This window comes from Neisseria sp. P0007.S010, from assembly GCF_051962875.1.
GTDB lineage: Bacteria > Pseudomonadota > Gammaproteobacteria > Burkholderiales > Neisseriaceae > Neisseria > Neisseria subflava_A.
In genome coordinates this window covers 50,243-68,701 of sequence record NZ_JBQCUX010000001.1, presented here as the reverse complement: position 1 = coordinate 68,701, position 18,459 = coordinate 50,243, and the positions used below count along the sequence as shown (strand labels likewise).

Genomic DNA, 18,459 nt, shown 5'->3' with positions numbered 1-18,459 from the left:
TATTGGCGTTACTGTCCGCGTAAAAACAACGCATCCAATTCTTTTAAAGTCAGTTTGACCCAAGTCGGGCGGCCGTGATTGCACTGGTTGCTGCGCGGCGTATTTTCCATATCGCGCAGGAGCGCATTCATTTCCGGCAGGGTGAGCTGGCGGCCGGCGCGGACTGAGCCGTGGCAGGACATGGTGGCAAGGATGTGGTTTTCGTGTTCCTTGATGGTTTGGCTGCTGCCGACTTGGGCAAGTTCGCCCAATACATCTTTGGCCAGTGAAACGACGTCGGCTTTACCGAGCATGGCGGGGACGGCGCGGACGGCAAGGGTATTGCCGCCCATGTCGGACAATTCCAAGCCAAAGCCTGCCAGCGTTTCGGCATGATCGGCAAGGGCGGCGCATTCTTCGTGGGACGCGGCAAAGGTTACGGGAATAAGCAGGCGTTGGCTTTGCAGATTGCCGTTTGCCTGACGTTGGCGTTTCATTTTCTCGTAGTTGACGCGTTCGGCGGCAGCGTGCATATCGATGAGCAACAGGCTGTCTTCTGCTTGGGCAAGTATGTAGATGCCAAGTAATTGGGCAATGGCAAAACCGAGTGGCGGCAGTTCGGATTGGGAGGGAAGGTTGTCTGAAAGCGGCGTATCTGTTTGGGGAGTAGGCGTTTCAGACGGCATATTGCCGAAACGTGCCTGCTCGAATTGACTCAACTCAAGGTCGATGTCGTCGGTTTTTTTGTAGAGCTCGGCATAAGTATTCATGGCCGCACGGCTTTCGCGCAGGGACAGGCTGCGTTGCTGCGGCGCGCGCGCGGCTTGGTAAGGCATGGGCGCGGTTTTTCCTGATGCACCAAAGGCATTGCGTGTATCGGGTTTGTTGCCCGTCGGGTAGTTGGATGCGCTATCAAATAGATTTTCGCTGTCGTTTTCAGACGGCGTTGAGGCAGGAGTAACGCCGGTAATGTCATGCAACACTTCGCCTGCGTTGCTGACGCTTTCGGTCAAGTCGGCGCGCGTGTCGGCAAGGGCTTTGTTGAGCGTGTGGAACACGAGTTGGTGTACTTGCTGGCTGTCGCGGAAGCGGATTTCGGTTTTGGTCGGGTGGACGTTGACATCCACGGCTTCGGGCGGCAGGTCGAGGAAGAGGACGAAAGCAGGCGTCAGTGCATTGTGCAATACGTCGCGGTATGCCTGTTTGACAGCATGGAGCATGACTTTGTCGCGCACGAAGCGATGGTTGACGAAGCAGTATTGTTTGTCGGTTTTGCCTTTGGCAAAAGTCGGCTTGGCAATTGCGCCATAGAGCCGCAATGCGCCATTGCCGCTGTCAATTTCCAATGAGGCCGTCTGAAAATCATCGCCGACAATGGCGGCAATCCGTTCATGCAGGCTTTGGGTAGGAAGTTTGAACACTTGTTTGCCGTCGCGTTTGAGCGAGAAGGCAATGTGCGGATGCGCCAGCGCGAGGCGTTCGAGCATGGTGGCGCAATGGGCGTATTCGGTGTTTTCGGATTTGAGGAACTTGCGCCGCGCGGGGGTATTGAAGAAGAGTTCGGCAGCTTCGATGGTGGTGCCGACGGGGTGGGCGGCGGCGGTAGGGCTGCTGAGTTTGCCGTCTTCGGCTTTGACTTGGGTTGCGTGCGAACTGTCTTCTTGACGGCTGGTCAGGCTCAGGCGGCTGACGGAGGCGATGCTTGCCAAACCTTCGCCGCGAAAGCCCATGCTGGCGACGTGTTCCAAATCGTTTAAGGTTTTGATTTTGCTGGTGGCGTGGCGATGGAGCGCAAGCTCGATGTCGTCCGGATGGATACCGCTGCCGTTGTCGCTGACGCGAATTAGGCGGATACCGCCACCGGCCAGTTCGACATCAATCGCCGTTGCGCCTGCATCGATACTGTTTTCAACGATTTCTTTCAAGGCGTTGGCAGGACGTTCGACCACTTCGCCGGCGGCGATTTGGTTGACAAGATGGTCGGGCAGGGCGGCAATTCGGGACATCGGTTTCTTTCAAAAAAGCAACGGAGGAAGGGGAAATTACAGGTATTTGCGCATCAATTCGCATTCGACACGGACGGTTTTGTTCAGCTGCAACACGGCAGTACCGAGCGACTCGTAACGGTTGAGGCGATAAAAAGGCACGGAATTGAGCGAGGCATACAGTTTGAGAAAGCTGAGGCCCGCATTTCGTGCCATTTCTTCGGCGCGGCTGAGCAGGGCCGTGCCCAAGCCGAGATTGTGGAAGAGCGGATGGACGTATAAGGCGTCCAGTTGCGCTTCTTTGAAATCGACTTGGAAGAAGCCTTGAATTAGCCCTTTGTATTCGACCACCCACAAAGCTTTGTTTTTATCAGAGATGGTTTCCAAATAGCTGTTGATGTCGAGCAGACTTTCCCATGTGTGCATAATGGTTTCATCGTAACTGCGGATGCAGGCGTATTGAACGGCATGCAGATGGGCGTTGTGTATGTCTTGGCAGTCTTTTTCGGTTGCCGGACGGAGGATGGTCAGAAGGCTCATGGCGGATGGTCGGAAAAATTGATTTCAGACGGCCTTTAGCGATCAAAGGCCGTCTGAAAAAAGTGGGTAGGGTTACAGGCTTTGATGTAAGGTTTGTGCGGTTTGGAACGCGTTGTCCGCATCGTTGGCCAAGACGGTAAAATGGCCCATTTTTCGGCCTTTACGCGCGGCTTTTTTACCGTAAAGATGCAGATGTGCATTCGGGTTGCTTTGCAGCGGCAGCCATTCGGGCTCGCCGCCGTCTTCCTTCCAAACGTCGCCCAAAATATTTGCCATACAGCAAGAAGTCAGCAATTTGGTGTCAGCCGGAGGCAGGTTGCACATCAGGCGGACCTGTTGCTGGAATTGGTCTACCGCGCAGGCATCGATGGTATGGTGGCCGGAATTGTGCGGACGCGGGGCGATTTCGTTGACGACTAATTCATGTGTATCGCCGACAACAAACATTTCTACTGCCAATACGCCGACGTAGTTTAATTCATCGGCCAAACGCTGCGCCATTTGTCGCGCCTGTTGCTGCACGTCGGCACTCAGTCGGGCTGGGACGATGGAGTAGGCGAGGATGCCGTTTTCGTGAATGTTTTCGGCAGGGTCGAAAGTTTGCACGTTGTCATTGTTCAGACGGCATACGATAACGGAAATCTCGCCGCGCAAGTCCACCATTTTTTCCAAAACGCAATCCACGCCGCCGTGTTCGGCAAACGCGGCTTTGAGTTCATCCAATGTTTTTACACGGATTTGGCCTTTGCCGTCATAGCCCAAAGTAGCGGTTTTCAGGATGCCGGGCAGAAATTGTACGCTTTCTTCAGTGATGTCTTCGGCTTTGCAAACTGCTTGATACGGCGCGGTTTGCAGGCCTGCTTTGCGTATCCATGCCTTTTCCTGAATGCGGTTTTGAGCGATGGCAACGCAGTCGCCGCTGGGGGAAACGTTGGTGTGTTTGGCGAGAAAACGCATCGCGTCGGCATTGACGTTTTCAAACTCGGTCGTAACCGCCGTGCATTTTGCCAATTCTTCCAAAGCTACTTCATCGTCAAACGGCGCGCACAAATGGCGGTCGGCAAATTCCGCCGCCGGCGCATTCGGGTCGGGATCGAGTACGGTTACTTTGTAGCCCATGGTTTTGGCAGCAACAGTAAACATTCTGCCTAATTGTCCGCCGCCGAGGATGCCGAGCATTGCAGGAGGGAGGATGGGGGATGTGTTCATGGATAATCGCTTTATGAGGAAATTGGGTAGGGTGTTTGCGGGCCGTCTGAAAAGGGTTTATGGGTTTCAGACGGCCTGATGTTTTAAAGTTTGCCGATAAATTGCGGCGGAACGTTTTCAGTTAACCATACGCCGTTGTCCGCCAGATAAAATTGATGTCCTGCCGCAAGCATGGCGACAGTGTCGATGGTTAATACAAGCGGCTTGCCGTGTCGGGAGCCGACATTGACGGCTGTTGCGGCATCGGCAGACAGATGGACAAAATGGCGCGAGGCAGAATGCAGGCCTTGCTCCAAAATAGACGGAACAGAGCGTTCAGCCGTACCGTGATACAAAATTTGAGGAGGCGTTGCCACTTTGTGTTCAACCTGAACTTGTGCCGTCGAATGACCTTGTGCCGCGCGGATGCGTTTGCCGTCTTCGGAAATCGTAAACCGTTTTTTATCGTTGTTTTCGACCACTTCCAGCAATACTTCGTAGGTCAGCGGATTGCCCGTAAAGCCGCGCTCGGGATGGTTTACCTGTGTCAGCAGGGTATCAATATCCACCCAGCCGTCTTTATCCAAAGTAATACCGATTTGCTCGGGATGATGGCGCAAGATAAAGCTGAGGAATTTGCTGATAGATTTTAGTTGTTTTTCTTTTAGTATCATAATCTTATTGTTTAGTCATTTCAGAGCGCAGGCCGTCTGAAAATTATTTATCCAATCCTTCTTGCACCATTTGCGCTGCGCGAATTACTGCCCGGGCTTTGTTTTGGGTTTCCTGCCATTCGGATGTTGGGTCGGAATCGGCAACTACGCCTGCGCCGCTTTGGACGAAGAGGGTATTGTTTTTAATCACGGCGGTGCGGATAGCAATGGCCAAATCCATGTCGTTGTTGAAACTCCATACGCCGACTGCGCCGCCGTAGATGCCGCGTTTACTTGGTTCGACTTCTTCGATGATCTCCATGGCGCGGACTTTGGGGGCGCCGGAAAGTGTGCCTGCGGGGAAGGTGGCGGCGAGGATGTCCATGTTGGTCATACCGTCTTTCAGACGGCCTTCGACATTGGAGACGATATGCATCACATGGGAGTATTTTTCAATCACCATTTTGTCGGTGACTTTGACTTCGCCGGTTTTACTGATACGGCCGACGTCGTTGCGTCCTAAGTCAATCAACATGACGTGTTCGGCAATCTCTTTGGCATCGCTCAGCAGATCTTGCTCATTGGCGAGGTCTTCGGCTGGTGTTTTGCCGCGCAGGCGAGTACCGGCAATAGGGCGGACGATGACATCGTCGCGTTCGCGGCGGACAAGGATTTCGGGCGAAGAGCCGACAATATGAAAATCGCCGAAATCGTAGTAGAACATATACGGCGATGGGTTCAGCGTACGCAGGGCGCGGTAGAGGGCAAGTGGATTGTCGGTAAATTCCATGCTCATGCGTTGGCTGGGGACAACCTGCATGCAGTCGCCTGCAAAGATGTAGTCTTTGATTTTGTTGACGCAGGCTTTGAAAGGTTCTTCTCCAAATTCGCTGACTGCTTGCGTCTGCTTGCTGCCGAGGGAAAGCGGGATGGCGCAACTTTGGCGTAACTGGGTACGGATGTCTTCAAGTCGTTCGCGCGCGCGTTCATAGCCGTTGGCTTGAGACGGATCGGCATAAACAATCAGGTAGATTTTGCCGCTTAGGTTATCCACTACGGCAAGCTCTTGCGAGAGCATCAGGAGGATGTCGGGCGTACCGAGCGGATCGGCTTTGGTCGTATGTTTCAGGCGGTGGGAAAAATGTTCAAAATTGTAGATGGTTTCATAACCGAAGTAGCCGACCAGGCCGCCGGTAAAGCGCGGCAGGCTTGGGATTTCGGGCGTTTTGAAGCGGTTGTGGAAGGCTTCGATAAAGGGCAGGGGATTGCCGTCGTGTTGTTCGACGATTTCGCCGTTTTGATACACATCGACATGTTTGCCGCTGGTTTTGAGATAATGGCTGCAAGGCAGGCCGATAAAGGAATAGCGTCCGAAGCGTTCGCCACCGACAACGGATTCGAGCAGGTAGGTGAAAGGCTTGTTGGCAAGTTTGAGGTAGATTGAGAGCGGTGTGTCCAAGTCGGCAAGCAGCTCTTGAACGAGTGGAATGCGGTTGTAACCTTGTGCGGCTTGGGCTTGGTATTCTTGTTTGCTGATCATCTTGATAAGTCTTTCAGACGGCCTGTTTTAGGGTGTTAAATCGTGTGAAGAGTATAGCATTTTATTGGAATTGTTGACAGTCTGAGCGTTATGTCAGATATGGAAAACGCCGTCTGAAAAAGACGGCGCGAGGTATCAGGCAATGGTGTTGGAGATTTTGTTTTTCCGGCTTCGTTTCCACTTGAAAATATAAGCGGCAACAACGGGAATCAGGGCGATAATGGATTTGAATGTCCAGCCTGAATACCATGTACCTTCGGGAACATCGCTGGCAAGCCAAGTGAAGTATGGCCACCAGCAGGCAACCAGGCTGCCGAGGAACAGCGGCCAAATATGACGGCTTAAGTTGCGTTGCCATAAAAGGAAACAGATGACCGCCCAAACAAAAGTCAGTACGGTAATCAGGAGAATGGTGTAGGCATCTGAAATCAGGATGGCGGCAAAGTAGTAGCTGAGTCCGACCCATAATAGGGCAAGTATCAAGACGATGATTTCTTCCGGGCGTTTAAACATATTTTCTCTCTTTTGTAAGACTGGCAATACGTTAATACTATACCCTAAACAAGAAGCGATGATAAGAGTCTTTCAGACGGTCTTGTAATCGGGTTTGCTATAATGTGCGCAATCAATTTTTTGGAAAGGACAAACCATGACGGCAAACTTTCAAGAAACGCTGAAGGCTTTGGGCAAACAGGCGAAAAAGGAAGCCGCGGAGCGGGAAGCCGAAGCGAAGGCTAAAAAGCTGGTAGAGGATGTAGATTTCAGCAAGGCGGTTGGCAAGGTTACGCCGTTGAAAAATGCCGGTAACTATTATGAACAGCCTCGTGATAAATCACCTATCAAGCCGCGACCTAAAGAAATGGCGACTTTGGAGCAGGAAGATTATTTTTATGTAGGCAGCGGCGGCTGGGAAGAACCGCCGGCTTCGTTCAGTAAAAACGGGCAGGGTAAAAATGATTTGATGCGTTTGCGAAACGGCCATTATCCCGTGGTGGCGGATGTAGATTTGCACGGCTATACGCAGGAAGAAGCGCAGCAGGTATTGAACGAATTTATTGAGTTTACGAAAAAACGCGGTGTTTGCGGCGAGATTGTCCACGGCAGCGGCTTGGGTTCTGCAGGCTATAAACCGGTTTTGAAAAATATGACGCGTCGCTGGTTGATGCAGCATCCTGATGTGTTGGCTTATGTCGAGCCTCGACAAGGCAATGATGGCGCAGTCAGGATTTTGTTGAAGCGCCAACGCCGAGACGATGATTGGAAGCAGTAAAATAAAAAAAGCAGTGTCAGTAAGATGACACTGCTTTTTTATGTTTGCCAGCCTAAGAAGATTTCTTTTTGGAAACCGATTCGCAACCTTTTCCATTGGTCATTGTAGTTTTGTTGGGATCTTTGGCAGAATTAATATCAGTACATTTGTAAGCATTGCCCAAACTATCCATCCGAACGGAAAGTTTGTAATCAGTACCCTTTTTCGGAGTGGCGAAAAGATAATAAGCCCTGCTGTTTTTAGCGTCCTTATTTTTCATTCTACCGCTAAAGTCATATTTGGCAGCGACCTCGGGCGCAGCTTTGTAGGTCTTAACCAATCCTGTATCTCCCTCAACTTCATCTTCTATTTTGAGGGTAGGATTTTTGACTAATTTGGTTTTCAAGGCATTATTAATAGCAAGCAGTTCTGTATGCGCTTGAGATTGATAGCCGCGTTCGATGTAATGGATATAGGAAGGGTAAGCGATGGTACTGAGGATGCCGATGATAGCAACGACAATCAGCATCTCAACCAGCGTAAAGCCTTGAGATTTAGTGATAGACGTATTCATGATTTTATCTATTTATTCGTTGGCTACATAGGATTGCAGCATGACTACCGTATATTCGTTTTTTCCCCATGCTTTGGCGGTAACGCGGTAAATGGTACGGTTGTCGGTAGAATTGGTGCTTAGGTATTCGATGATATAACGCGCATCTTTTTTAGCTCCGCTATTTTTGCTAGGATAGGGGATGCCGTTAATATCAATGTATTTTGTTTTCTTTTTTTTGTCTTCTCGAATCCATGCTTCATCTTTTGAAGTACCACTGACGGTAATTGTTCCTGAAGCAATAGTGTAGATTCCTGCTGTAACATTAGCAGCTTTACACAATCCTTCGGCGCAATTATCAGTAAACGGTTTTTTACCGTCTTCGATTTCATAAATGTGGTTCTCACCTTGACGCAATGCAGCTTCGGCAAGCGTGGTAGCAAATTTATGGTCGGCATCATTTGTACTGATACGCTGTTCGGTATTGTAGGACTGGGTGGCTGTGACCACGAGCAGTGCGATGACGACCATCATCATTAAGACGATAAACAAAGCATAGCCCTGCTGCCGGTTAGGTTTGTTTAGAGTGATCGGTCGGCGCATACGTTTCCTCCGCGGATGGTGGCATTAATATTATAGATATCGACTTTATTGTCTTGTTCTTTTGATGGGTCAATACTGCCGTTATTCAGTACGATTTGGATAGAAGCCGGAGACTTAGCCTCAATTGAGGTATCCAATTGATCTGCATACTTAAAGGTTTCCGCATTTGCTCCACTTGCTGATGCATTTTCAGAATCAGGACATTCTGCATAGATATAGTGGATATCCATGGTTGTAATGCCTTTAATTAGCAGCTGCGGATTACTCCATGAGCCATCATTTGATAATTGGAAACGGAATAAGCCGCTCTCTTCGCCAAGCGTACCGACGGCGTAAGCAATCATTTCATGTTTCATAATGGCGATACTGCCGTCTTGATCAGAGTTGGTAATTTTTAAAGCCGATTTTGCCGCAGCCAAATCTTTAATTTCTGTGTGAGGTTTGGCAATACCGTAGCAGCTGCTGGCAATGGCAGTTTTTGCAGCAGGATTTTTCTTGTCGATACCGTATTGAAACAGCAGGGCTTTGCCAGTTTGAGCAAAGCCGGTATAGCTTAATTTATTGATTTCTTTAACAGGTAACAGCTTATTCACACCGGCTGTTTTCAAGGTATATTCATCTGAGCTTTTGTCTTCTATCACTGCAGATGCAGGAAAATTTGCCATATTGAAGCAGCCGAAATTGCCTGCCATACGCGCATCGCGGACGATCATGTTGGCGGCGTTGCGCAAATCTTGTTGGATACCGATGCGGGCGTTGGCAGATTTGTTTAATCCGCGTGCAGTAAAGTAGGTGGAGCTGACAGCCATTAAGACAATCATGCTAAGCAGGCTGGCAACCAAAAATTCAAGGATGCTAAAACCGCGAATGGCGGTTTTATTGGGAATATGGTTGAGTAAGCGTTTATTGTTCATTGTTAGTCTCTTACGCGTGATTGGTAGGTATAGACAACGTGATGTCCCGATGTGTTGAGATTTTTTGCGGTATTTTCTTCTTCGACATCTTGCAACCATAAAACTTTAACGATGGTTGTGTCGCCTTTGCCATCGCAGTTTGCTTGGAAGCCATTTTCGTAAGTCGGCTCTGCACCGGAAGAATCTTTGCAGATGGTCGAGAAGACTTGGGCTTCGGGAAGGGCTTTGGTTAAGTCAGCCTTAAACTGGGCAATTTGCGCCTGCGCAAGTTGTTCTTTCGTCATTTTGTCTTCAAATTCAGTAGTTTGATTTGAATCTTTAAGCTGTTCATAAGCTTTGTAGGATTTTTTATAACGGGGAGTTTTTTCGCCTGTCATCTTATCGACTTCTTTTTCTTTAGGGAACGTCGGATTAATGAGCATGCCTTCAATCAGATTTTGCGTAATTTGGGCGACGGTGGTTTGATTTTCAGACTCACGCACATTGGATACGGTACGCAGTTGGACAGCCAGAAGGGCCAGCACACCGATAGCAAGGACAAACATGGCGATCAAAACTTCAATCAGGGTCATGCCTGATTGAAGTTTTGGGGTAAAGCTTGATGAGCTCATTTTCAGACGGCCTTTAAATGATCTGAGATGAGTAGGATTAGTAATGTTCATAAGATACCGTTGTTATTTTTTGGAAGTGTATTCGCACATTTTGCGCTCATCGTTTTTAGCACAGATTTCGACATGCCCATTGCCATTGATTAAGAGTACGGTAGCACGGACTTTCTTGGTTTCAGTATCGGCGGCGGATTTATCCGTCAGGCTGATTTTGATGTGGCCGTCTGAAAATTGATAATTCTTGCCATCGGTCGAATGGCCAAATGTACCATTGGGAAGAAACCTCCACCAGACTTCGTTTGAAGCCGAAGTAGAGAGGGCAGAACGGTCATTGCCGATAGGGATGTAGTCGAAGCTGTATTCTACTTTGTCGGTGCCTCCATTGAGAATAATGGAGCGGACGGATAAATCGACTGTATCGTTTTTATAGTTGGAATCTTCGTTTTTATCGGCGTAGGCCAACATACCATTACCGGCATATTTGGAATCGCAACCATTATTGGGTGAGCCATCGGATTTAATTTTGACCGGACAGATGTAAACGGGAAGATTGAGACGGACGGCCTCATTACGCGCGAAGCGCAGCAGATTGGCAATTTGCTCTGCTTGCGATGCCGCACGTCTGGAGGCAATCCATTGATTCATATTGGGAAGTGCGATGACCGCCATTACTGCTGCAATAGTAATGACGATCAGCAACTCAATTAGGGTGAAGCCTTTTTGTGTCTGATACATGAGTGATTTTTTGGTAGTAATGCGTTGGGTAACTGACGTTTTCTCTTTTGCACTTGCCTGTGGCAATGCTTTTGCTTTTATTAGATTTATTTTAAACGATTTTGTAATGCGTGACTAATGAAATATGAAATTCGGTTAGTTTTTCAGACAATCTGTCTCAATCTTCCATCAACATGGATTCTGGAATATAGGCTGCATTATCAAATTTGGTAAATTGACCCATCCAAGTGAGGAATACTTTCCCGACTGGACCGTTACGGTGTTTGCCGATAATACATTCCGCCAAGCCTTTTGAGGGTGATTCTGAGTTGTAGTATTCATCACGATACATGAACATAATTAAGTCGGCATCCTGCTCGATTGCGCCGGATTCACGCAAATCGGACATCATCGGGCGTTTGTCGGTACGCTGCTCAACTGTACGGCTCAACTGCGACAGGGCAATGACGGGAACTTGCAATTCTTTGGCCAATGCTTTGAGTGAGCGGGAAATTTCGCCAAGCTCGGAAGCGCGGTTGTCAGAACGGCCGGAGCCTGACATCAATTGCAGGTAGTCGATGACGATCAAGCCCAATTTGCCGTTGAACTGGCGCGCAAGACGACGGGCGCGGGCGCGCAGTTCGAGCGCGGTCAAGCCCGGAGTTTCATCAATATACATGGGTGCATCGGAGAGTTTAACGACCGCTTCGTTCAGACGGCCCCAGTGTTCGTCTTGTAATCTGCCGGTTTTTAAAACGCTTTGATCCAAACGTCCGACCGAACCCAGCATACGCATAACCAGCTGCGCACCGCCCATTTCCATCGAGAATACGGCAACAGGCAGCTTGCCCTCTACGGCAACGTGTTCCGCAATGTTGATCGAAAAGGCAGTTTTACCCATGGAAGGACGGCCTGCGACGATGATCAAATCGCCCGGTTGGAGGCCTGATGTTTTTTTGTCGAGGTCGATAAAACCTGTCGATATGCCGGTTACTTCATCAGGATTGTCACGCGAATAAAGCATATCGATGCGCTCGACCACTTCTTTCAAAAGGTCGGGCATCTCAAGGAAGCCTTGTTTGGATTTGGCGGTACTTTCGGCAATTTGGAATACTTTGTTTTCCGCATCGTCCAAAAGCTGGCCTGCATCGCGCCCTTGCGGATTGTATGCGCTGCGTGCAATTTCCGTGCCGACTTCGGCAAGCTGGCGCATGATGGAACGCTCACGCACGATTTCGGCGTAGCGGCGGATATTGGCAGCGGATGGCGTGTTTTGCGCCAGCGTAATCAGATAGTTGAATCCGCCTGCCGCTTCCAATTCTTCATTGCGTTCCAAACTTTCCTGAACGGTAATGACGTCGGCAGGACGGCTTTCATTAATCAGGTTGGCAATGGCACGAAAAATCAGGCGGTGTTCGTGGCGGTAAAAATCCTCGCCGGAAACGACATCGGCAATACGGTCCCAAGCAGAATTTTCCAGCATCAGGCCGCCCAAAACGGATTGCTCCGCTTCTGTGGAATGCGGCGGCAATGATAATGCGCTGATTTCACGGTCTTCAGACGGCATATCGGAATAATTGCTCATGACGGGCATCTCTGGCTGGAAAATTGTAATCCGCTATTATAACGCAGTGTAAGTTCAATTGGTTTGTTTAGGCTAAAGCAGGTAAAATAGCTATGTTGTCAATATGACGACGTACACTACCAAAATATAAATATCAATAATTAGGAGCATAAAAATGGAACACAAGCTGCCACAATTGCCTTATGAACTGGATGCGTTGTCCCCTCATCTGACCAAAGAAACTTTGGAGTTTCACTACGGCAAACACCATCAAACTTACATCACCAATTTGAACAATCAAATCAAAGGCACTGAGTTTGAAGAAATGCCTTTGGAAGAAATCCTGAAAAAATCTTCCGGCGGTATGTTCAACAACGCTGCCCAAACGTGGAACCATACTTTCTACTGGCTGGGCTTTACCCCTAAAGGCCAAGGCAAACCTGCCGGCGAATTGGCTGCGGCCATCGATGCCAAATGGGGCAGCTTCGAGAAATTCCAAGAAGCGTTCGATGCTTGCGCGGCCGGTACTTTCGGCTCTGGTTGGGCATGGTTGGTGAAAACGCCTGCCGGTGAATTGGATCTGGTTTCTACTTCCAATGCAGGTACTCCGCTGACTACTGAAAACACTCCGCTGTTGACTTGCGACGTATGGGAACACGCCTACTATATCGACTACCGCAACAGCCGTCCTAACTACCTGAAAGGTTTCTGGGAAATCGTTAACTGGGATGAAGTTGCCAAACGCTTTGCCGCATAAAACGATATGAATGAAAAGGCCGTCTGAAGAATTTTCAGACGGCCTTTTTGTCGATATTGGGGTGATGAAATGGTTTAGATGAATGTTTTTTCTGTTTGATGCGCAAAATTATCATGGAGCAGAAAAAAGGATAAACGAGAGATTATGCTAAAATATTGTCAACAATTTTTCGATTCCACATGATATGGAATCAGCGTTTGACACATATCACACAAGAGGATTTTATGAAATTTCTAGACCGTGAGGCAACCATTGCCAAACCCGGCTTTAATCGTTGGCTGGTACCGCCTGCCGCTTTGGCCGTGCATCTTGCCATCGGGCAGATATACGCTTATTCCGTGTTCAATGCGCCGCTGACCAAGCTTATCGGTATTACTGAGTCGGCTGCAGGAGATTGGAAGCTGACCACGGTGGGTTGGATTTTCAGTATTGCCTTGGCGATGTTGGGCGCGTCAGCGGCCATGTTCGGTACATGGATGGAGCGCGTTGGGCCGCGTAAAGCAATGTTTGTTGCTGCCTGCTGCTTTAGCTTGGGCTTTTTTGTGTCGGCGATCGGCGTTCATACGCACAATCTGTTTTTGCTTTATTTGGGCAACGGTGTGATTGGCGGGGTTGGTTTGGGCTTGGGCTATATTGGGCCAGTATCGACACTAATGAAATGGTTTCCCGATAAACCGGGCATGGCGACAGGTTTGGCGATTATGGGTTTTGGCGGTGGCGCGATGTTGGCTTCGCCTTTATCCGTGTCGTTGATGAGTTTTTTCTCCAGTGAAACTTCGGTTGGCGTAGCGCAGGCTTTTGTCGTTTTAGGATTGTTTTATCTGGTTTTGATGATGTTCGGCGCGTTTACCATCCGCATACCTACCGATGGCTGGAAACCTAAAGGTTATGTTGCGCCGAAAATCAAAAGCAAATTGGTCAGCAGTAATCATGTCAATGTCTCACAAGCCATGAAAACGCCGCAATTCTGGCTCTTGTTTTGGGTGTTGTGTCTGAACGTGACGGCGGGTATCGGCGTTTTGGGTCAGGCTTCTGTCATGATTCAGGAGCTGTTTTCTGAAACTTCTGTCGGTAAACAGGCTGCCATTGGTGCGGGTGCGGCGGCAGGTTTTGTGAGCCTGTTGAGTCTGTTTAATATGGGGGGGCGCTTTTTGTGGTCCAGCGTGTCCGACAAAATTGGCCGTAAAAATACTTATACTATTTTCTTTGTGCTCGGCTCGCTGTTGTATTTTGCCATTCCGTCGATTGGCGAGAGCGGGAACAAGGCTTTGTTTGTTATTGGATTCTGCGTCATCATTTCCATGTATGGCGGCGGTTTTGCAGCGATTCCGGCGTATCTGAAGGATTTGTTCGGCACTTATCAAGTCGGTGCAATCCACGGTAGGATTTTGCTGGCATGGTCAACTGCGGCCGTTATTGGTCCGGTGTTGGTCAACTATATCCGCCAAAGCCAAATTGAAAGCGGCGTTCCGGCTGCTGAAGCTTATAGCATTACCATGTATATTATGGCGGGTTTGTTGATTGTCGGTTTACTGTGTAACTTGAGTGTTCGTTCGGTTCATGAAAAGCATCACGAGAAAGACATTAAAGTAGCGGCACATAGCGGCAACCCCGATGATGAAACCGCTGTATCCGATGCCTATCTGATCAGCAAGAAAGTATCAGCGGGCGGTATCGGAGTATGGTGGCGCTGGGCTTTGGTCTGTATCCCTTTGGGCTATGGCGTCATTATGGTTTTTGTGAAAGCCTTAAGTTTGTTTAATTAATTGTTGAAAATTAAAGGCCGTCTGAAAGTTTCAGACGGCCTTTTAAAATATTAAGCAACTAATCTTTCGATACGCTGATGGTATGTTTAATATGTTTTAAATTTGCAACGATGGTAAAAGTCATCATCACCAATAAAGCCCATGAACTCCATTTGCTGATGTGTACCGATGCCCACGCGCCGATTTGGTTGGGATAGCGCCAAACGCCGAATAGGGTTCCCAAATTTTCCGCCAGCCAAATAAAAAATCCGATCAGGACGAAAGCGAGCAGGAGCGGCATTTTGCGAGTGGTGTCATAGGGCGTGTATAAGACCGTTGTCCGAGCGTATAGGCCGAGAGCAAAAGCAGCAAGATACCAGCGATAGTCGCCGATATAGTGATGGGTGAAAAAATTGATATAAATCGCCAGCGCGCACAAAGTGCCCAACCAATACGGCGGATGACTTTTGATTTTAAGGTCAAACAGCCGCCATGCTTGAATGATATAGCTGCCGACTGCGGCATACATAAAGCCCGCAAACAGCGGTACGCCGCCGATTTTGGTGTATGCCTCATCCGGATAGCTCCAAGACTGGATATCGCCTGATGTTTTGAACCATTCTAAAGCAAAGCCCACCAAGTGAAACAGCGTAATCGATTTCACTTCATCCCAAGTTTCCAGCTTGAAATACAGCATGGCTGCTTGCACGGAGACGGCAAAAATCAGCAGTAGGTCGTAGCGCGAAATTCCCAACCAGCCTGTTTTCGGAACGAGGAACATGGCAATGAAAAACAAGCCTGCAAATAAGCAGGCTCGTGCTTCTTTCAAACCGAAAAACCAAAATTCAACGATAAAGCGTCGCCAACCATGCAAATCCTTGCGTTTGGGATGTTCAGTCAGCCAAGTATCCAGTTTGCCCAACATATTTTCAGACGGCCTCTTTATCTTGAAAATGTTTTAGGCAGATTGAATCGGAATAACGCGGTTTTGCTTACGTTTTGCGCCACCTTCACAGTAGTTGGTTTTGACATAATCTTCAACGATTTGTAAAAACTCAGCAGCGATATTGTCTCCTTTGAGGGTAACTTTTCGTTCGCCGTCTACATAAACCGGCGCAACCGGTGTTTCGCCTGTACCTGGCAGGCTGATACCGATATCGGCAAGCTTGCTTTCGCCCGGGCCATTGACTACGCAACCCATTACGGCAACGTTCAATGATTCAACGCCTGGATACTCAGTGCGCCAAACAGTCATTTTTTGGCGTAAATAGTTTTGTACGTCTTGCGCCAATTCTTGGAATACGGTACTGGTGGTGCGGCCGCAACCCGGGCAGGCTGTAACCATTGGCGTAAAGGAGCGCAAGCCCATGGTTTGCAGGATTTCCTGACCGACAATGACTTCTTGTGTACGCGGGGAGCCGGGTTCGGGCGTAAGGGAAATTCGAATGGTGTCGCCGATGCCTTCTTGCAACAATACAGCCAAGGCAGCGGTAGATGCCACAATACCTTTGCTGCCCATGCCGGCCTCAGTCAGACCGAGATGGAGCGGATAGCGGCAACGGCTGCCCAATTCGCGGTAAACCTGAATCAAGTCTTGTACGGCGCTGACCTTGCACGACAAAATGATTTTGTCTTCAGGCAAGCCCAAAGCCACGGCTTTTTCTGCCGACTCCAGCGCAGAAACAATCAAAGCCTCTTTCATGATTTCTTCAGGCGGCTTCGGTGTAGCAGAAGCTAGGTTGGCATCCATCATGCGCTTGGCAAGGCTTTGATCAAGTGAACCCCAGTTCACACCGATGCGTACGGCTTTATTGTTTTCTGCGGCAGTACGAATCATAAAGGCAAATTTTTCATCGCCTTTTGCACCTTTGCCGACATTACCCGGGTTGATACGGTATTTAGACAGGGCTTTGCCGCATTCGGGAAATTCAGCCAATAAGCGTTCGCCATTGAAATGGAAATCACCAATCAAAGGCGTGGTGTAACCCATATCGTCTAAGCGGCTGCGGATTTCGGCTACTTTTGAAGCAGCTTCCGGAGTATTGACCGTGATGCGTACCATTTCTGAGCCGGCATCGCTCAACTCTTTGACCTGTCGGGCGGTTGCTTCTGCATCTGCGGTGTCGGTATTGGTCATAGATTGCACAACAACGGGCGCATCGGAGCCGATGATGAGGTGGTCAATTTTGACTTGATGTGTCTGACGGCGTTTAGGTGTGGTCATTTTAGTTTTTTCCTGCAACAAAAGAGGCGGATTTTTCACCGGCAACACGGTATTTCAAAGGTTCGATAGGTGTGCCGCCGTAATTGGCTTCCGAGCCGGCTGCAATACCGATCCAAACATTGTAAGGCGCGCCGCCTCTCAGACGTTGTTCGCTTCCGGCCGGAACGATACGGCTGAATACTACTTTTCCATCTTTGTCTGTAATAATCAGATTGCTTCGGTATTGGACTTTAATCCACAGCTCGTCTTTCTCGACTTTGACGGCAGGTTTTTCTTCTACAACGGCAGAAGCTGCTGAAGCTGCTTGATCATTAGCCACTTCAGGCTTATTGGTAATTTCTTTTTTGCCCTCTTCCGTCATTTCGCTAACGGCAACATTATCCGTTTTTAAGGCAGGCGTTTTCATCGTATCAGCAACATCTTTGCTGTTTTGAATATTTGCCTGCTCGTTTTCAAAACTGGATTTGCTTTGCCAAAAGTAAACACCGCCTACAACCAAAGCCAGTGCGGCTATCCCCAATATCCATTTTGGGAAACCTTGTTTTTCAGTGTCTTTGTAGCTTAAGCCGGCATTGGCACTGCGTGTTACCGCGTATACATGGTCTTCAAGTTGCGGAGTAATGGAGAGCAAATGTTTGGCGATGATTTGTTCATCGATTTTGAGGAATCGTGCATATGAACGAAGATAGCCTGAAACAAAGACTAAGCCGGGAAAGCCTGAATATTTCCCTTTTTCCAAAGCATCAATTTGTTCGGCAGACAGTTTCAAACGTGAAGCAACATCTTGAATATCGATTTTGGCATCAGTTCTGTGTTTGCGTAATTCATCCCCCAATGTTTTGGCGGCTTGTGTGTCGTAGTTGATTTTATCGTTATTTTCCATTTAGTGGCCTGTTGTGACAGTTTGTAGTTCGTCTGAATAAGGGAAGTTTGCCCTAAGTTGGGCTTCGTATTCGTATGCGGCGTGTTTATTGCCCAAGGCGGTGGCCAAACGCCAGCCTAAAAGTAAATCGTCAGCCTGCAGGACATCGACTTTACTTTGGTATTGGCGGAAATAATAGTCGGCATCGTTCAGATTGCCTGCCATCATTTTGGTTCGGGCAAGCTCTTTGAAAGCAGGGAAGAATTGTGGATTGGCCGCCAAAGACCTTTCCAAATAGGCTTGAGCCAAAGAGTATTGGCCTAACTTTGCACTGCAAATGCCTTTATTCATATTGGCAATAAAGGGGCTCGGGTAGGTCGGGTCGGCCAGTGCCTTATCAAAATAAGCCATAGACTCGGCAGGTGCATTCATTTGATTGCACAAGAACCAACCGTAATTGTTGTTAACTTCCGCACTATCCGGTTTTAAAGACAATGCTTTAAGAAAACTTTCCTGAGCTTTATCGCGGACCTTCAGATATTGATAGATTTCAGCGCGTACCAGCCAAGCAATATCGTTTTTTGAATTGAATTTAAGCGCCTCTTCGATACTTTCGGTAGCTTGGCGGTAGTTTTGGCCGCGCATATATTCCACGGCAAGCTGGGTTTTGATATTGGAAACCTGAATGGCACGTTCTTTGGGGCTTGGTCCGGAAGAGGATGCGCAGGCAGAAAGAGTCAGTGCGGTAAGTAAAGCGAATCCGAACTTGATTTTCATAATT

At 48.6% G+C, this 18,459-nt stretch carries 19 protein-coding genes; 3 read left to right on the top strand and 16 right to left on the bottom strand.

What is annotated here, in order from left to right; genetic code table 11:
* Positions 1–8 precede the first annotated feature (8 nt).
* From mutL to ACTHR7_RS00315, 6 genes are all read right to left on the bottom strand, one after another.
* Entirely contained in the window at positions 9–1,985 is a 1,977-nt protein-coding gene (gene mutL, locus ACTHR7_RS00340) for a DNA mismatch repair endonuclease MutL (RefSeq protein WP_070646869.1), read from the bottom strand.
* 36 nt (positions 1,986–2,021) lie between these two features.
* Positions 2,022–2,504, bottom strand: coding sequence for a GNAT family N-acetyltransferase (locus tag ACTHR7_RS00335; protein WP_070583404.1), 483 nt, complete (start codon positions 2,502–2,504; stop codon positions 2,022–2,024).
* 72 nt (positions 2,505–2,576) lie between these two features.
* Positions 2,577–3,713, bottom strand: a complete 1,137-nt coding sequence (locus tag ACTHR7_RS00330) for a 5-(carboxyamino)imidazole ribonucleotide synthase (protein WP_440370124.1) — start codon at positions 3,711–3,713, stop codon at positions 2,577–2,579.
* 83 nt (positions 3,714–3,796) lie between these two features.
* Positions 3,797–4,366, bottom strand: coding sequence for an RNA 2'-phosphotransferase (locus tag ACTHR7_RS00325; RefSeq protein ID WP_070646871.1), 570 nt, complete (start codon positions 4,364–4,366; stop codon positions 3,797–3,799).
* Positions 4,367–4,409: 43 nt separating this feature from the next.
* Positions 4,410–5,885, bottom strand: coding sequence for an anthranilate synthase component I (gene trpE, locus ACTHR7_RS00320; RefSeq protein ID WP_440370123.1), 1,476 nt, complete (start codon positions 5,883–5,885; stop codon positions 4,410–4,412).
* A gap of 135 nt (positions 5,886–6,020) precedes the next feature.
* On the bottom strand, positions 6,021–6,398 hold the full coding sequence (locus tag ACTHR7_RS00315; RefSeq protein ID WP_107848749.1) for a hypothetical protein: 378 nt from the start codon (positions 6,396–6,398) through the stop codon (positions 6,021–6,023).
* A 136-nt stretch (positions 6,399–6,534) separates the two neighbouring features.
* On the opposite strand from ACTHR7_RS00315, the gene ACTHR7_RS00310 reads away from it, so the two are divergent.
* Entirely contained in the window at positions 6,535–7,155 is a 621-nt protein-coding gene (locus ACTHR7_RS00310; protein WP_440370122.1) for a Smr/MutS family protein, read from the top strand.
* A gap of 52 nt (positions 7,156–7,207) precedes the next feature.
* Here ACTHR7_RS00310 and ACTHR7_RS00305 read toward each other — a convergent pair whose 3' ends face one another.
* The 6 genes from ACTHR7_RS00305 to dnaB form a co-directional block, all read right to left on the bottom strand.
* Positions 7,208–7,708, bottom strand: coding sequence for a PilX family type IV pilin (locus ACTHR7_RS00305; protein WP_440370121.1), 501 nt, complete (start codon positions 7,706–7,708; stop codon positions 7,208–7,210).
* A 12-nt stretch (positions 7,709–7,720) separates the two neighbouring features.
* On the bottom strand, positions 7,721–8,290 hold the full coding sequence (locus ACTHR7_RS00300; protein WP_254346259.1) for a pilus assembly PilX family protein: 570 nt from the start codon (positions 8,288–8,290) through the stop codon (positions 7,721–7,723).
* Positions 8,269–9,204 (bottom strand): PilW family protein, encoded by a 936-nt coding sequence (locus ACTHR7_RS00295; protein ID WP_107697074.1) that lies wholly within the window; start codon positions 9,202–9,204, stop codon positions 8,269–8,271. Before ACTHR7_RS00295 ends, ACTHR7_RS00300 begins: the two co-directional genes overlap by 22 nt.
* Before the next feature lie 2 nt (positions 9,205–9,206).
* The gene (pilV, locus tag ACTHR7_RS00290) at positions 9,207–9,866 is read right to left on the bottom strand and encodes a type IV pilus modification protein PilV (RefSeq protein ID WP_440370120.1); all 660 of its coding nucleotides are present in this window, start codon (positions 9,864–9,866) and stop codon (positions 9,207–9,209) included.
* Between the two features lie 12 nt (positions 9,867–9,878).
* Positions 9,879–10,547 (bottom strand): GspH/FimT family pseudopilin, encoded by a 669-nt coding sequence (locus tag ACTHR7_RS00285; protein ID WP_440370119.1) that lies wholly within the window; start codon positions 10,545–10,547, stop codon positions 9,879–9,881.
* Between the two features lie 157 nt (positions 10,548–10,704).
* A complete protein-coding gene (gene dnaB, locus ACTHR7_RS00280) occupies positions 10,705–12,111 on the bottom strand; it encodes a replicative DNA helicase (RefSeq protein WP_440370118.1) in 1,407 nt (468 codons plus the stop codon).
* Positions 12,112–12,265: 154 nt separating this feature from the next.
* Here dnaB and ACTHR7_RS00275 point away from each other — a divergent pair, with 154 nt between their 5' ends.
* Both ACTHR7_RS00275 and ACTHR7_RS00270 read left to right on the top strand, forming a co-directional pair.
* Entirely contained in the window at positions 12,266–12,847 is a 582-nt protein-coding gene (locus ACTHR7_RS00275) for a superoxide dismutase (protein WP_070460856.1), read from the top strand.
* A gap of 224 nt (positions 12,848–13,071) precedes the next feature.
* Positions 13,072–14,613, top strand: a complete 1,542-nt coding sequence (locus tag ACTHR7_RS00270) for an L-lactate MFS transporter (protein ID WP_440370117.1) — start codon at positions 13,072–13,074, stop codon at positions 14,611–14,613.
* 58 nt (positions 14,614–14,671) lie between these two features.
* Here ACTHR7_RS00270 and ACTHR7_RS00265 read toward each other — a convergent pair whose 3' ends face one another.
* From ACTHR7_RS00265 to pilW, 4 genes are read right to left on the bottom strand one after another with little or no spacing between them, the layout of a single operon-like run.
* Entirely contained in the window at positions 14,672–15,517 is an 846-nt protein-coding gene (locus ACTHR7_RS00265; protein ID WP_070589759.1) for a DUF817 domain-containing protein, read from the bottom strand.
* A gap of 33 nt (positions 15,518–15,550) precedes the next feature.
* Positions 15,551–16,816 carry a flavodoxin-dependent (E)-4-hydroxy-3-methylbut-2-enyl-diphosphate synthase gene (gene ispG / locus ACTHR7_RS00260; protein WP_440370116.1) on the bottom strand — a complete coding sequence of 422 codons (1,266 nt, stop codon included), beginning with the start codon at positions 16,814–16,816 and terminating at the stop codon, positions 15,551–15,553.
* A gap of 1 nt (position 16,817) precedes the next feature.
* Positions 16,818–17,699: a helix-turn-helix domain-containing protein gene (locus ACTHR7_RS00255; protein WP_293206541.1), complete on the bottom strand. Its 882-nt coding sequence runs from the start codon at positions 17,697–17,699 to the stop codon at positions 16,818–16,820.
* Positions 17,700–18,455 (bottom strand): type IV pilus biogenesis/stability protein PilW, encoded by a 756-nt coding sequence (gene pilW, locus ACTHR7_RS00250; protein WP_107867600.1) that lies wholly within the window; start codon positions 18,453–18,455, stop codon positions 17,700–17,702.
* Between the last annotated feature and the right edge of the window lie 4 nt (positions 18,456–18,459).

What these genes read in the sequence shown, in the direction of transcription:
- ACTHR7_RS00255 (WP_293206541.1), bottom strand. Translation starts at nt 17,699, where the DNA reads ATGGAAAATAACGATAAAATCAACTACGACACACAAGCCGCCAAAACA.
- pilW (WP_107867600.1), bottom strand. Translation starts at nt 18,455, where the DNA reads ATGAAAATCAAGTTCGGATTCGCTTTACTTACCGCACTGACTCTTTCT.
- trpE (WP_440370123.1), bottom strand. Translation starts at nt 5,885, where the DNA reads ATGATCAGCAAACAAGAATACCAAGCCCAAGCCGCACAAGGTTACAAC.
- pilV (WP_440370120.1), bottom strand. Translation starts at nt 9,866, where the DNA reads ATGAACATTACTAATCCTACTCATCTCAGATCATTTAAAGGCCGTCTG.
- ACTHR7_RS00275 (WP_070460856.1), top strand. Translation starts at nt 12,266, where the DNA reads ATGGAACACAAGCTGCCACAATTGCCTTATGAACTGGATGCGTTGTCC.
- ACTHR7_RS00300 (WP_254346259.1), bottom strand. Translation starts at nt 8,290, where the DNA reads ATGCGCCGACCGATCACTCTAAACAAACCTAACCGGCAGCAGGGCTAT.
- ACTHR7_RS00310 (WP_440370122.1), top strand. Translation starts at nt 6,535, where the DNA reads ATGACGGCAAACTTTCAAGAAACGCTGAAGGCTTTGGGCAAACAGGCG.
- ACTHR7_RS00285 (WP_440370119.1), bottom strand. Translation starts at nt 10,547, where the DNA reads ATGTATCAGACACAAAAAGGCTTCACCCTAATTGAGTTGCTGATCGTC.
- dnaB (WP_440370118.1), bottom strand. Translation starts at nt 12,111, where the DNA reads ATGAGCAATTATTCCGATATGCCGTCTGAAGACCGTGAAATCAGCGCA.
- ACTHR7_RS00330 (WP_440370124.1), bottom strand. Translation starts at nt 3,713, where the DNA reads ATGAACACATCCCCCATCCTCCCTCCTGCAATGCTCGGCATCCTCGGC.
- mutL (WP_070646869.1), bottom strand. Translation starts at nt 1,985, where the DNA reads ATGTCCCGAATTGCCGCCCTGCCCGACCATCTTGTCAACCAAATCGCC.
- ACTHR7_RS00325 (WP_070646871.1), bottom strand. Translation starts at nt 4,366, where the DNA reads ATGATACTAAAAGAAAAACAACTAAAATCTATCAGCAAATTCCTCAGC.
- ispG (WP_440370116.1), bottom strand. Translation starts at nt 16,816, where the DNA reads ATGACCACACCTAAACGCCGTCAGACACATCAAGTCAAAATTGACCAC.
- ACTHR7_RS00270 (WP_440370117.1), top strand. Translation starts at nt 13,072, where the DNA reads ATGAAATTTCTAGACCGTGAGGCAACCATTGCCAAACCCGGCTTTAAT.
- ACTHR7_RS00335 (WP_070583404.1), bottom strand. Translation starts at nt 2,504, where the DNA reads ATGAGCCTTCTGACCATCCTCCGTCCGGCAACCGAAAAAGACTGCCAA.
- ACTHR7_RS00295 (WP_107697074.1), bottom strand. Translation starts at nt 9,204, where the DNA reads ATGAACAATAAACGCTTACTCAACCATATTCCCAATAAAACCGCCATT.
- ACTHR7_RS00265 (WP_070589759.1), bottom strand. Translation starts at nt 15,517, where the DNA reads ATGTTGGGCAAACTGGATACTTGGCTGACTGAACATCCCAAACGCAAG.
- ACTHR7_RS00315 (WP_107848749.1), bottom strand. Translation starts at nt 6,398, where the DNA reads ATGTTTAAACGCCCGGAAGAAATCATCGTCTTGATACTTGCCCTATTA.
- ACTHR7_RS00305 (WP_440370121.1), bottom strand. Translation starts at nt 7,708, where the DNA reads ATGAATACGTCTATCACTAAATCTCAAGGCTTTACGCTGGTTGAGATG.